At 56.9% G+C, this 13,025-nt stretch carries 15 protein-coding genes; 5 read left to right on the top strand and 10 right to left on the bottom strand.

All coding sequences use genetic code 11. From position 1 onward, the window contains the following. Positions 1 to 7 precede the first annotated feature (7 nt). Positions 8 to 130: a hypothetical protein gene (locus tag ABWV47_RS17640; protein ID WP_353314275.1), complete on the top strand. Its 123-nt coding sequence runs from the start codon at positions 8 to 10 to the stop codon at positions 128 to 130. A gap of 555 nt (positions 131 to 685) precedes the next feature. Here the strand turns inward: ABWV47_RS17640 and ABWV47_RS17635 are convergent. The 7 genes from ABWV47_RS17635 to ABWV47_RS17605 form a co-directional block, all read right to left on the bottom strand. Beyond that, on the bottom strand, positions 686 to 1,378 hold the full coding sequence (locus ABWV47_RS17635) for a M48 family metallopeptidase (RefSeq protein WP_353314273.1): 693 nt from the start codon (positions 1,376 to 1,378) through the stop codon (positions 686 to 688). A gap of 39 nt (positions 1,379 to 1,417) precedes the next feature. Continuing rightward, positions 1,418 to 2,605, bottom strand: coding sequence for a M24 family metallopeptidase (locus ABWV47_RS17630; protein WP_353314271.1), 1,188 nt, complete (start codon positions 2,603 to 2,605; stop codon positions 1,418 to 1,420). Between the two features lie 45 nt (positions 2,606 to 2,650). Beyond that, positions 2,651 to 3,835: a vWA domain-containing protein gene (locus ABWV47_RS17625; protein WP_353314269.1), complete on the bottom strand. Its 1,185-nt coding sequence runs from the start codon at positions 3,833 to 3,835 to the stop codon at positions 2,651 to 2,653. A 6-nt stretch (positions 3,836 to 3,841) separates the two neighbouring features. Then, the gene (locus ABWV47_RS17620; RefSeq protein WP_353314267.1) at positions 3,842 to 4,009 is read right to left on the bottom strand and encodes a hypothetical protein; all 168 of its coding nucleotides are present in this window, start codon (positions 4,007 to 4,009) and stop codon (positions 3,842 to 3,844) included. Positions 4,010 to 4,015: 6 nt separating this feature from the next. Then, positions 4,016 to 5,377, bottom strand: coding sequence for a DUF2927 domain-containing protein (locus tag ABWV47_RS17615; protein ID WP_353314265.1), 1,362 nt, complete (start codon positions 5,375 to 5,377; stop codon positions 4,016 to 4,018). Beyond that, positions 5,377 to 5,829 carry a GNAT family N-acetyltransferase gene (locus ABWV47_RS17610; RefSeq protein WP_353314263.1) on the bottom strand — a complete coding sequence of 151 codons (453 nt, stop codon included), beginning with the start codon at positions 5,827 to 5,829 and terminating at the stop codon, positions 5,377 to 5,379. The genes ABWV47_RS17615 and ABWV47_RS17610 overlap by 1 nt, the downstream gene beginning before the upstream one ends. A gap of 124 nt (positions 5,830 to 5,953) precedes the next feature. Beyond that, positions 5,954 to 6,793, bottom strand: a complete 840-nt coding sequence (locus tag ABWV47_RS17605) for an AAA family ATPase (RefSeq protein ID WP_353314261.1) — start codon at positions 6,791 to 6,793, stop codon at positions 5,954 to 5,956. Between the two features lie 134 nt (positions 6,794 to 6,927). Between ABWV47_RS17605 and dksA the strand changes: the two genes are divergently transcribed. The 4 genes from dksA (at position 6,928) to ABWV47_RS17585 (ending at position 10,966) form a co-directional block, all read left to right on the top strand. Then, positions 6,928 to 7,401 (top strand): RNA polymerase-binding protein DksA, encoded by a 474-nt coding sequence (dksA, locus tag ABWV47_RS17600; protein WP_353314259.1) that lies wholly within the window; start codon positions 6,928 to 6,930, stop codon positions 7,399 to 7,401. A gap of 98 nt (positions 7,402 to 7,499) precedes the next feature. Continuing rightward, entirely contained in the window at positions 7,500 to 8,672 is a 1,173-nt protein-coding gene (locus tag ABWV47_RS17595; RefSeq protein ID WP_353314257.1) for an FAD-dependent monooxygenase, read from the top strand. A 248-nt stretch (positions 8,673 to 8,920) separates the two neighbouring features. Further along, positions 8,921 to 10,411, top strand: a complete 1,491-nt coding sequence (gene glpK / locus ABWV47_RS17590; RefSeq protein WP_353314255.1) for a glycerol kinase GlpK — start codon at positions 8,921 to 8,923, stop codon at positions 10,409 to 10,411. Positions 10,412 to 10,438: 27 nt separating this feature from the next. Continuing rightward, the gene (locus ABWV47_RS17585) at positions 10,439 to 10,966 is read left to right on the top strand and encodes an alkylphosphonate utilization protein (protein WP_353314253.1); all 528 of its coding nucleotides are present in this window, start codon (positions 10,439 to 10,441) and stop codon (positions 10,964 to 10,966) included. Positions 10,967 to 10,976: 10 nt separating this feature from the next. Here ABWV47_RS17585 and dtd read toward each other — a convergent pair whose 3' ends face one another. The 3 genes from dtd to metF form a co-directional block, all read right to left on the bottom strand. Continuing rightward, entirely contained in the window at positions 10,977 to 11,411 is a 435-nt protein-coding gene (dtd, locus tag ABWV47_RS17580) for a D-aminoacyl-tRNA deacylase (RefSeq protein WP_353314251.1), read from the bottom strand. Positions 11,412 to 11,551: 140 nt separating this feature from the next. Beyond that, positions 11,552 to 12,040 carry a PaaI family thioesterase gene (locus ABWV47_RS17575; RefSeq protein WP_353314249.1) on the bottom strand — a complete coding sequence of 163 codons (489 nt, stop codon included), beginning with the start codon at positions 12,038 to 12,040 and terminating at the stop codon, positions 11,552 to 11,554. 73 nt (positions 12,041 to 12,113) lie between these two features. Then, on the bottom strand, positions 12,114 to 12,980 hold the full coding sequence (gene metF, locus ABWV47_RS17570) for a methylenetetrahydrofolate reductase [NAD(P)H] (RefSeq protein WP_353314247.1): 867 nt from the start codon (positions 12,978 to 12,980) through the stop codon (positions 12,114 to 12,116). Between the last annotated feature and the right edge of the window lie 45 nt (positions 12,981 to 13,025).

Genomic DNA, 13,025 nt, shown 5'->3' with positions numbered 1-13,025 from the left:
TTTAATCATGCTGAAAGAGCGTGCGGTAAAGCTGTTAAAAGGGTCTGAATGGTGGCTTTTGAGGCTTGCGTCGCTGCCTGAAATCGTGAAGCTTGGCCAACTCTTGGATGGCCCAAATTTGGCATCATGACCTTGGTTTTCCGAATGTCACGACGTGGCCATGACAAGAGGGCGGCCCTATCTAAACCAAGCTAAAATATTGAAAATAAATGAAAAAAATAGCGGAGTCTCAAGTCTCAGTCAGACCGGTGCGTCAGAGGTGCCGCCATTTCTGTTGCACTGTTTGCCTTGTGCCGCACATCCGGCATTTTGTTGGTTCTGAAGAGTCTGGTCTCAGACGGTGTGCGAGGCGGGAATTTCGCGACAACATACCAAAACGGAACCGATGTCACCGAATCATTTGATATCATCACATGTCCTAAAGATGTAAAATACACCTATAGGGAGAGTCGCGTTGTCCGCAAGAGGTTTGTTCGGCGGCGCTCAGAACCCACTCATGCGCAAATCTTAGGCAAAAACGCAGTGGTATGAAGGCATGCGCCGCGCCATAGGTGCGAGGATAGTCCGCCGTTGCGTTCCATCCACGCTTTCAAACGCGCTTTTCACCGGGCGCATTGCTATAGTTACATATCGCCGTGGGCCGATTTTTGCTCAGACTTCTTTCCAAAATGAAGGCAGGCCAGATTCAGCTGTGAGCAATGCCCCAGTCGCGCTCCAACTTTTCGATGGCACCGATGCGCTCTTCAGTCTTTGGGTGACTGAGCAGCCAAGCTGGCGTGCTTGCGCCGCGGGCACCAGTGAGATGTGAGAGCTTTTCAAACATCGACTTCTGCGCGCCTGTGCCGATGCCGGACTTCACCAGAAGCGCAGAGGCATAGGCATCGGCTTCAAACTCGTCTGCGCGGGAGAGCCGGGCCATAAGCAGGGACAGCGCCGCGCCAGAGATCACCGCACCAAGACCCGGCAGAAAGCGATTAAGCACCATAGCCAATGCCGTTCGCAGCGCGTTCTGACCCGAAAAATCAATCATACGGCGGCGCGAATGACCCAAAGCCACATGGCCAAGCTCATGCGCGATCACACTTGCCATCTCTTCGGCGCTCACGTCGCCCTGGCGATATCGGTCATAAAACCCACGGGTCAGGTAGATCTTGCCATCCGGTGCTGCCAATCCATTGACCGGCTCAATCTCATAGATGTGCACGCGAATGCGCGGCAGATCGAGGGCCTTGGCCATGTCTTTTATCAACGGATTGAGTTTGGGGTCCGCAAGTTCAGTTGATTTGGCAGCCAGCTCTTTGGTGGTGCGCCAAGCTGAGAACTTGAACGACAGGATCCCCATCACAAGGGCCAGCAGAATGGGCATAAACTTGATCATATGTGGTATATGGAAACCTGTGTGGCTACGAGCAAGGGGTCAGAGTTCAAAGAGCTGTGGGGCGTGGCGGGATAGTCGCTCTGTGCCGGTGTTGGTGCAAAGCACAGAGTGTCCGAGACACATGGCATCACCGCTGTCAGCGTCCATCAGGATCATATGCAAAAAGAAGACTTGGTTGGCACGCATGATCTGAGGGTTCCCTTCATAAAACATGGGGAAATCCACCCAGATCGGCGCGAAGACAGCCCCCATGCCATATCCACAGGCTTGAAGACGGGCATTGGAAAAACCATGGGCATCAAACACCCGAGCATGGGCATCAAACACATCGCCCATTGGCGCGCCGGGGTGAATGCTGGCTTCACATGCAGAGAGCGCTTCAGAGGCGGCTTCATACATACGGCGATGATTGGCGCTGGCGTTGCCGACGATCAGTGTCTGCATCATTGCGGCATGGTAGCGAGCATAGACGCCAGACCATTCAATTGTCATTTGGTCTTGCGCGGTGAGATGCCGCCGACCAGAGGCGGAGCGACACAAAAGCGCGGCCTCGCCGGAACCAAGGATAAACTCATTGCCCGCATAGTCGCCGCCGCCTTTGAGCACTGCGCTTTGCATGTCTGCCAAAATGTGCCCCTCAAAGGCGCCCGCCTTGGTGGCGGCCAGCGCGGCATCCAGCGCATCATCTGACAACGCAGCCGCGCGGCGGTGCATGGCAATTTCAGCCTCTGATTTGTCGCGCCTCAGATCGGAAATCAGGTCGCTGAAATCCGGTGCCGTTGGAAACACCTGACGCAGGCGATGGCCCCAGAAATCGGTGAGCCCGGCGGTCTTAGATTCAAATCCAATTTTGCCCCCGGTCAGCTCCAGATCAGCCAGCAGGTGGCTGAGATCTGCGATCGGGTCTGCACCTTCGACCTCTGACCAGATGTGAATATTGCGGTTGCCCAATGTGCTGGTCAGTTTGGCCTGAAGCCGATCCGCCCGCCGGGTCAGCAGATGAATGTCACCTGTCTGTGTGAGAACCATGCATTGAAACATCGCAAATCCAAAGGTGTCATACCCGGTCAGCCAATAGTGATTTTCCGGTGCAAACAGCAGCATCGCGTCCAGTCCATTGCGGGACAAAGCAGCGCGCGCGCGTTCGACGCGCGTTTGGTATTCGTCGGGCGAAAAGTGGCGGGGCATGGTGACCTCATGATGCTGTTGCACCACAAGACGTGTCATTGTTGGGTTTTGCAAGAAAGTAGTGTGAGGCCGGGGGACTGCGCCTTAACGGGTCAGCTCGCGCATACCGCGTTCCAGGCCTTGCAGGGTCATTGGCACCATACGGTCCTCAAAGATCTCGCGGATCATGCCGATGGAATGGGTGTATTGCCAATGTTGTTGTGGCAGCGGGTTGATCCAAAGGTTTGAGCTCCACTGGTCACGGGCGCGTTCTAGCCACACCTGACCGGGCTCTTGGTTCCAATGCTCATTGGCCCCACCGGCATAGGCGATCTCGTAAGGTGACATGGATGCGTCACCCACAAAGATACATTTGTAATCCGGGCCATAGGTGCGCAGCACCTCATGGGTGGAGGTCTGATCATTCCAGCGACGCTGGTTGTTGCGCCACACCCCTTCGTACAGGCAGTTGTGGAAGTAGTAGTATTCAAGGTGTTTGAATTCTGCGCGGGCGGCGGAAAACAGCTCCTCGACCACTTTGATGTGCGGATCCATCGAGCCGCCAACGTCCAAAAACAGCAGTACCTTTACGGCGTTGTGCCGCTCGGGGCGGGTTTTGACATCGAGATAGCCGTGTTCTGCTGTGGCTTTGATGGTGCCATTGAGGTCAAGCTCATCCGCAGCCCCTTCGCGCGCCCAGCGGCGCAGACGTTTGAGCGCCACTTTGATGTTGCGGGTGCCCAACTCAACAGAGTCGTCAAAATTGCGGAATTCGCGTTTGTCCCAGACTTTGGTGGCGCGCTGGTGACGGCTTTCTTTCTGGCCGATGCGCACACCTTCTGGGTTGTAGCCATAGGCGCCAAACGGGCTTGTGCCAGCGGTCCCAATCCATTTGTTGCCGCCCTGATGCCGCCCTTCCTGTTCCTTCAACCGCTCCTGAAGCGTCTCCATGAGCTTCTCAAAGCCACCCAGGGCTTCAATCTCGGCGCGTTCCTCCGCACTCAGATGTTTTTCCGCCATCTTGCGCAGCCATTCTTCGGGAATGTCCACAGCCTCCAGCACATCCTGTGCGGTAATCTCGCCAAGCCCGTCAAATGTGGTGGCAAATGCGCGGTCAAACTTGTCGATGTTGCGCTCATCTTTGACCATGACGGTGCGCGCCAGATAGTAGAAACTCTCCACATCATAGGTCGCAAGCCCAGCTTTCAGCCCTTCCAGAAATCCCAAGAACTCTCGCAACGACACCGGAACTTTGGCGGCGCGCAGGTTTTCAAAGAAGGGCAGGAACATGGGGGTTTACACGGCTATGCGGTGGAGGATCAGGGTGGCGAATAAACCCACCATAGCAAAAATCATCGCAAACACAGCGCCATATTGCAGGATATCGGCGCGTTTGCCGCCACGTTTCTTGGCCAAGCCGCCGCCCAAAACTGCGCCAAAGAGGGCGCCAAAAATCACGAACATTGTGTGCTACGATCTCCCTTTGATCGGGCTGAGCGCCGAGATTTCGCGCAGTTTTGCGCGCACGGCCCAGTCCGGACCAAATCCGTATCTTGCCCAGCCGAGACTGTCCAGCCGCAGTTGGCCGGCCTCGTCAAACTTGCCTTCCATGTCCAGCGCCTCAGATTGCAAAAGCATAAGTGTGGACAGCAGAGCGGCGTTTTCAAATTGCGCCGCTGGACCAAGTTGCGGGCCGATCAAATTCAGAGCTTCGCGGCTTTGGCCTGCGCTGATTGCGTATGCGGACAACTGCGTGCTGACAAAGGCACGGTGCGGGCCGAATTGAGCCGCCGAGCGATAGGCACGATCCGCGGATTTGAAATGGTGCAGAGCCTCTGCGATGTCTTGGGACTGAAGAAGCCGACCCAACGCATAGTGGGAAAATCCCAAACGATGATCTTGCCAGCCTTCTGATTGCGCAATGGCAAGCGCTTGGCGTGCAGCGCTGCGCCGACCCTCAGGGGACGTTCCTGGGCCAAGGGCTGCTTGTACTGATGCAATCCACACACGTGGGGTTGCAGGCAGTGGGTTGGATGACAAGCGCTCGCCGCGCGGGTTGATACGGGCCAGCACCTCCGGCAAGCGGGCGGCGACTTGTGCACGGTTCATCCCATTGGCCAGTGCGGGGTCGTAGAACGCACGCAGAATGGTCATGTCAAATCCGGTCAGCACCGCGTGGATGTTGTCATCGTTAAACACGCTGTCAGGCAGACGGTAGAGGTCGTTGAGTGGGCCGAGCGCTTGTGCCAGCTCTTCATGCAAACAATCGCGGGTTTCTTGCGGACTGGCGTCATTGGGTAAAAAGATCGCGATCTTTTCGCGCCGCTGCAAAAGCGCCCAATTGGCCTGACCGTTGCGCCGCGCGGCACGATATTGAGTGATGGCGCTGATATTGGGCACCACAAAACAGGCCGCTTGTGGCAGTGCTCGGCGGATATCGCGGCGTGACACGGCCTGAATGGTCACATTGGCCGCGCTGTCATTGGTGAGCGTGATGTTGATGCCTGCCTCGTTTCGCAACCGCACCAAAAGCGCCTTAAGATCGCTGATGGTACCGGCAGAGGGGTCGCCCGTGACGCGGACCGTGATCGGCCCCTCAAATCGTGTCAGCCGTTCCAGCGGCCTGCCGCTTTCCAACTCAAAGGTCAAATCCAGAAAGTCGCGTGCGATATCGCGATTTGATCGGGCAGGGGGCAAGGGTCTCGGGGTGGAGAATGCTTTGACCGGGGGTAAGGTGGTATCCGCAATCGCCGCGCGGCTGGTGCTGTTGCCGTCACGCACAGGGGCGCAGGCGCCAACAACAAGGACAAGGGGTAACAGAAAACGAAGCATCAAGGCCTTTGGTACTTAAGAAACGGGGTTAGTTTGCCCACGCGGTCATACAGTTTGCGTGCGTGCGCATTAGAGTCCTGTGTCATCCAATACACGTTTGGTGCGCCTTTTGCATCTGCAGCGTCATAAACCGCCTCAATCAGCTGGCGGCCGACACCGGTGCCACGCACTTCTGGGTTGGCGTAGAGGTCTTGCAGATAGCACACGTTTTCCAGTTTCCACGCGTGACGGTGAAACAGGAAATGTGTCAAACCAATCAGCGTGCCATTGTGTTCAGCAACCAAACACGAGAAATCCTGCGGATCGTCTCCCAGTAGCCGCGCAAACGTGCTTTCATAGACCTTTTCAGGCAACGTGGTCTCGTAGAATTCCAAATAGGCGGTCCAAAGCTGATGCCACGCTGCATGGTCGGATGCCACAAGCGGGCGAATGAGGGGTCTGGACGTGCTCATGGCGGCACCTTTTCTATGCGCCCGGACGTGCCGGGTTGGTTGGAAGCTTTAAGGTGCCTTCAGACTTGGGCAAGAATGCGGTGCCCGTCGACAGAATTCAGGGCCATGCACGGGGTTGTGAGCCTCAACGCCCGGATCGCGCCATAAAGGCGAGGCGTTCAAAGAGGTGTACATCCTGCTCGTTCTTTAAGAGTGCTCCGTGCAGCTTAGGCAAAGCATTTGCCCCGTCGCGTTTGAGGTCTTCTGGGGACAGGTCTTCGGCTAAGAGCAGTTTGAGCCAGTCGATGACTTCAGAGGTAGACGGCTTTTTCTTCAGACCAGCCGTGTCGCGAATCTCAAAGAATTGGGTCAAAGCAGTGGTCAAAAGCGATTCTTTGATGCCCGGATGGTGCACTTCGACAATTTTCTTCAGCGTCTGCATATCCGGGAACCGGATGTAGTGAAAAAAGCAGCGACGCAGGAACGCGTCGGGCAGTTCTTTCTCATTGTTGGAGGTGATGATGATGATCGGGCGATGCTTGGCTTTGATGGTTTGGCCCGTCTCATAGACATGGAACTCCATCTTATCGAGCTCTTGCAGCAGATCGTTGGGAAATTCGATGTCTGCTTTGTCGATTTCGTCGATCAACAGCACGACTTTCTCGTCGCTCACAAACGCATCCCAAAGTTTGCCGCGTTTGATGTAATTGCCAATATCGTGAACACGTTCATCACCCAACTGACTGTCACGCAAGCGAGAAACAGCATCGTACTCATAGAGGCCTTGTTGCGCTTTGGTTGTGGATTTCACGTTCCACTCAATCATTTTTAGGCCCAGAGCCTGTGCAACTTGCATCGCCAATTCTGTCTTGCCAGTGCCCGGCTCACCTTTGACCAACAGAGGCCGCTCCAGCGCCACAGCGGCATTTACCGCAACCGTGAGGTCGTCGGTGGCAACATAATCTTTTGTGCCCGAAAACTGCATGAAATTTCCTCGCCCGTTCGCCTGTTTCGGCCGGCACATTAACGTGAACATATTTTGTCCGCAATGTGCCGCTAAGAGGTAGTGACATTCCCGTCGCTAGGCGGTAAATGCTGGCGATATAGAAGGGGGGTTACATGTCTGAATTGAATACCACGAAAGACGTGAACCACGGTGAGGGAGCAGAAATGAAAGCCGAAACTTTCCTGCCCGACGATTATCGTCCCGCAGAAGATGAGCCGTTCATGAATGACCGGCAAATTGAGTACTTCAGTCGTAAGCTGCTACATTGGAAAGAAGAACTTCTGGCAGGCAGCCGTGATACAATTGAAGGTCTGCAAGACAGCACGCGCAACATTCCTGATGTGGCTGATCGCGCCAGCGAAGAAACCGACCGCGCCTTAGAATTGCGCACACGGGATCGCCAACGCAAACTGGTTCTGAAAATTGACAGTGCCCTGCGCCGGATCGACGAAGGCGAATACGGTTACTGCGAAGTGACCGGAGAGCCCATCTCGCTCAAGCGTTTGGATGCACGTCCGATTGCGACAATGAGCCTTGAAGCGCAAGAACGTCACGAACGCCGTGAGAAAGTTCACCGCGACGATTAAGCTGCGACGGAGCCCGTCGTGGCTCTTTTTTTGTCCGTAAGCTAAAAAACAAAACGCCGGGGCTTTCGCTCCGGCGTTTTTTTGGTGATATGGCCGCCATGGAATTATTTGGAAAGACGGTCTGCGTGATTGGCGCAGGCATCGGTGGGCTGACTGCGGCGCTGGCGCTTCGGCGTCTGGGCGCAAAGGTCTGTGTCTTAGAGCAAGCCGAAGCCATCACCGAGGTGGGCGCTGGGCTTCAGGTCAGCCCAAATGGGATCGCCGTATTGCGCGCACTTGGACTTGAGGGCGCCCTGAGCGCTCGCGCTGTGCGTGCACGCGCTGTTGAGCTTCGCGACTACGCGGCGGGACAATTGGTGTCACACTTGGACTTGTCATTGCTTGACGGCGAGGCGCCTTACTACTTTGTGCACCGTGCTGATTTGATCACCTGTTTGGCAGATGCTGTGCGCGCCGCTGACGTCAAAGTCCTGCTCTTGCAAAAGGTGAATACGGTGGTCCCAGGCGCGCGGCCCAAGGTGATCCTGTCAAACGGTGCAGAAATGAAACCCGATCTGGTGGTGGGGGCGGACGGGTTGCATTCCCGGTTGCGGCCGGTCTTGAACGGAACGATTGCCCCATTTTTCACCCGACAAGTCGCCTGGCGCACCACTGTGCCAAACACAATTGGCCATGGGCCTGTCGCACAAGTGCATATGGGCCCGCACCGCCACATGGTCAGCTACCCGTTGCGCGGCGGCGAACGGGTGAACATCGTGGCTGTACAAGAGCAGGTCGGTTGGAGCGAAGAGGGCTGGCAGATCGCGGATGATCCGGACACGTTGCGCCGCGTCTTTGCGGATTTCGGCGGGGACGCGCGTGCGCTTCTTTCTGAGGTGACCGATGTGCGCAAATGGGGCTTGTTCCGCCATCCGGTGGCGCCGGTCTGGCACAAAGGCAATTGTGCGTTGCTCGGAGATTCCGCCCATCCAACTTTGCCCTTTATGGCGCAAGGTGCCGTGATGGCGATGGAAGACGCCTGGGTGCTTGGGGATGCGCTGCAAAAGGCGGCAACGATCGAAGACGGGCTCAGCCAGTATCAAACCCGCCGTGAGATGCGCACTGCGCGCGTGGTTGCGGCTGCCAGCAAGAATGCATGGAAATATCACCTGTCAAACACGCCCATTCGCAAGATCGCCCATCTGGGCCTGCGTGTGGCCTCCGCTGTGGCGCCCAAAAAGATGATGGGCCAGTTTGACTGGATCTACCGACACGACGTTACGCAGAGTTGAGGCGGTGGCTCCCGCCACCAAGGCCGCGCCGCAAGCGGCTTGCTTGGTGTTGGGCGTGGCTCAAGGCGATGCCTTGAGCCTTGGTCGCCCAGCCCATGTGCTGCGGCGCATAAAGTGTCTGAAACCCCAACCTGATGGGCAGAACTACTAAAATATTAGTAGATTTCGCAGCGAGAGGATATGTTCCTGATTGCGGTAACAGAACGGGCGGCGTAGGGTGCCTGCCAAGACTGCTAAGGGAGGCCGCCGTGACCCATATTCTTGCCATTGACCAAGGCACCACATCCAGCCGCGCCATTGTGTTTGATGGCGACATTCGCCCCATCGCCAGCGCACAGTTGGAATTTGAACAACACTTCCCACAATCCGGTTGGGTTGAGCACGATCCCGCGGATCTTTGGGTCACCACTGTGGAAACGTGCTCAGGGGCCTTGGCGCGCGCCAAGATCAGCGCCAAGGACGTCGATGCAATTGGCATCACCAACCAGCGCGAAACCACTCTGATTTGGAACAAACACACCGGGGAGCCTGTACACAATGCGATTGTGTGGCAGGACCGCCGCACCGCCGCGATTTGCGAAGAGCTCAAAGCATCAGGCCATGCGGATAAAGTGCAAGCCATAACAGGTCTGCTGCTGGATCCCTACTTCTCGGGCACCAAGATCAAATGGATTCTGGACAACGTCGAGGGGGTTCGGGCCGCTGCCGAAGCGGGTGATTTGCTGTTTGGCACCGTAGACTGTTACCTGATCTGGAAGCTGACAGGTGGCAAGGTTCACGCCACCGACGCCACCAACGCCGCACGCACCTTAATCTACGACATTCATCAAGGCGTATGGAGTGCAGACATCTGTGCGTTGCTTGGCATTCCGATGGCGATGTTGCCAGAGGTGAAAGATTGTGCAGCCGATTTTGGCGAAACCGATGCTGATATCTTTGGTGTGGCGATCCCAATTCGGGGCGTGGCGGGCGATCAGCAGGCCGCAACCATCGGGCAGGCCTGTTTTCAGGCGGGCATGCTGAAATCCACCTATGGCACCGGATGTTTTGCGCTCTTGAACACCGGCGATACGCCTGTGACCTCCAACAACCGCCTGCTCACCACCATTGCCTATCAGCTGGATGGCAAGCCGACGTATGCGCTGGAGGGGGCAATCTTCATCGCTGGCGCGGTGGTGCAATGGCTGCGCGACGGGCTTGGCATCATTGACGATGCGGCCCAGACGGCCGGGCTTGCAGAGGCCGCAGACCCCGGTCAGGAATTGATCTTGGTGCCGGCCTTTGTGGGGCTTGGCGCACCTTATTGGAATCCGGAGGCACGCGGCGCGGTCTTTGGCCTCACGCGGGGATCCGGGCCCAAGGAATTCTCCCGTGCAGCACTTGAAAGCGTTGGGTTTCAGACCCGTGATCTTTTGGAAGCCATGCAAGCGGATTTTGCCTTCTCAGGGGGCACCGTTCTGCGCGTAGACGGTGGCATGAGCGGCTCAGACTGGGCCATGCAGTTTCTCTCAGACGTCTTGGGTGCGCCGGTGGACCGCCCGATGGTGGCCGAAAGCACGGCCAAAGGCGCGGCCTGGCTGGCAGGGATGCAGATCGGGGCGTATCCGGACATGGCTGGCTTTGCGACCACTTGGGAGAAAGAGCGTCAGTTCACGCCAGCACAGGATGACGACTGGCGCGAAGCGCGGTATGCAGGCTGGAAAAAGGCCATCACCGCCACCTTGGCGATGACGGACTGACGCCTCTTTGTGGAACTGGAGCTTTTGATGTCTGACACCTGCGCGCTTTGCGGTGCTGCTGGCCCGCTTGTGGCCACCCCTGTTTTCCCAGAAGACACCACTGTTGCGCTTTGTGCGTCATGTGGGGCTGGCGTGGCGCAGGGGCCATCGGACACACCGCACTGGCAGTGTCTGCATGACGCCATTTGGAGCCAAACCCCGGCGGTTCAGGTTTTGGCATGGCGCCTTCTCAAAGCACTGCCGCAAGCACCTTGGGCGCGTGATCTTTTGGACATTGCCTATCTTGAGCCAGAGGTCTTGGCCTGGGCCGAGTCTGGCCCCGAGGCGCAGGACAGCAATCCGCCAGAACACAAAGACAGCAATGGCGCGCAACTTTCGGCAGGGGACACGGTTGTGTTGATCAAAGACTTGCCAGTCAAAGGTGCGGGTTTCACCGCCAAACGCGGCACATCGGTGCGCAATATCTCTTTGGTGGCGGACAATCCTGAACACATTGAGGGACGGGTCGAGAGCCAGCGCATTGTGATCCTGACCAAGTTTGTCAAAAAGAGCTGACGCGCGGGCCTTAGACCTCCATCCAGATCGTCACCGGTCCATCATTGATCAGCGCCACTTTCATGTCTGCGCCAAATTCCCCAGTTTGCACTGGGACAAACGCTGCAAGCTTATGTGCAAACAGTTCATACAGCCGTTTGCCATCCTCTGGCGCTGCGGCTGCAGAAAACCCCGGGCGATTGCCGCTGCGGGTATCTGCCGCCAACGTAAACTGGCTCACCACCAAGGCGCTGCCGCCAATGTCCACCACGGATTGGTTCATCTTGCCATTTTCGTCTTGGAAAATTCGGCATTTGGCGACCTTTTGGGCAAGTTTTTCAACCTGCGCTTCGGTGTCGCCCTGCATGGCGCAGACCAACAGCAGCAACCCCGGCCCACACTGCCCAATCAGCGCACCGTCAACCTTGACCTGCGCCTCGCTCACCCGCTGCAACACTGCCCGCATCACGTACTCCCTTTTGGTCTCCGCAAACTGCGCCACAGCGAAAGGCTCGGCAAGGTGTGGATGGCTTTCAGAGCCTGAAATATCCTCAGGGAGCCTCCATTTGATGTGACAGAAGCAGAGCGTTAGAAGCTCGCCATGACTTATCGTTTTGGGTTTGCCATGATGATACAGGTGGTGGAGCCGGTTGCATAGAGTTTCCCGTCGTCCACGCCGCGCACTTCGCCATTGGAGACACCGGTTGAACGGCCAACATGCTGCACCTTGCCGATGGCGTGAACGGTCATGCCCACAGGGATGGGACGCAGGATGTTTATCTTATATTCCAACGTTGTGTAAATCTGTCCCGCTTTCAACGAGGTCTGCACCGCACATGCCATACAGCTGTCCAGGATCGTGCCGTACCAACCGCCATGAACCGTCCCAATCGGGTTCATTGTGCAGAACTCTGGTGTGCCCTCAAAGATCGCCAAACCTTCGTCGACCTCAATGGGGCGAAATCCCAATGTTTGGCCGATCGGTGGCCCCGCGATACGCCCCTCCACAATGTCGCGCATGAACGCCAGTCCGCTCTTGGAGAGAATCTCGTCTCGTGGCGCCAACTCTTCGACCGATTTCGCGTAGTGATGCATGTGCAAAGGCCCTCCTGCCGCTGGGGCAAGAAGGCCGTAAACTGATCTGGTTCTCAAGGGGGGAGGGGGCTCGTTACGCGACGTTTTCCAGACGCACAGACGGGGTCACACCCAGCGCGTGACATACATCACGTGTCAGTTCCGGGCGGTTCAGCGTGTAAAAGTGCAATGCATCCACACCTTCGTCTATCAGCTCAGAGCACATCTCTGTGCACACGGCGGTGGCCAGCAAGTCCTCGCGCCCATCACGCTCCGCTTTCTCAAACGCGTCGATCAACCATGTCGGCACAGAGGTTCCACAACGGGCCGCAAATTTACGCACACCTTTCCAGTTCTCAATCGGCAGCACGCCGGGCAGGATCGGTGCGTTGATGCCCGCTTTTACACAGGCGTCGCGGAACCGAAGAAACGTCTCACTCTCAAAGAAGAACTGTGTGATGGCCTCGCTGGCACCTGCATCAATCTTGCGTTTCAGCCAGTCGACATTTGCCGCCATGTCTGCTGCCTCAGGATGGGTCTCAGGATACGCGCCGACGCGGATCGTAAATTTGCCAGTGGCCGCCAGCGCCTCGATCAATTCGACTGAATTGGCAAAGCCTTCTGGGTGTGCTTCAAAGCCCGTGCTGCCTTTTGGCGGATCTCCACGTAGTGCCACCAATTCTGTGACACCGGCCGCCGCAAAGCCATCTGCAATTTCGAGCGTCTCAGCTTTCGAAGCGTTCACACAGGTCAAGTGCGCCGCCACATTGAGGCCTGAAGATTTGTGCAACGTTGACACTGCCTCGCGCGTCAAATCGCGCGTTGTGCCACCCGCACCATAAGTGACGGACACAAACCGTGGCTCCAGAGGTGCCAAGGTCTGTACCGTGTCCCACAGCCGGAAAGAGGCTTCCAAATTCTGCGGCGGGAAGAATTCGAACGAAACTTGAGGCGTGGTCATAATCGGCATCCTGTATCTTGCGGTTGTCCTCATGTCTCACACGTG

It is taken from the genome of Shimia sp. NS0008-38b, assembly GCF_040370365.1.
GTDB lineage: Bacteria > Pseudomonadota > Alphaproteobacteria > Rhodobacterales > Rhodobacteraceae > Shimia.
The sequence above is the reverse complement of the archived record's forward strand: the minus strand, read 5'-3'. Positions and strand labels throughout refer to the sequence as shown.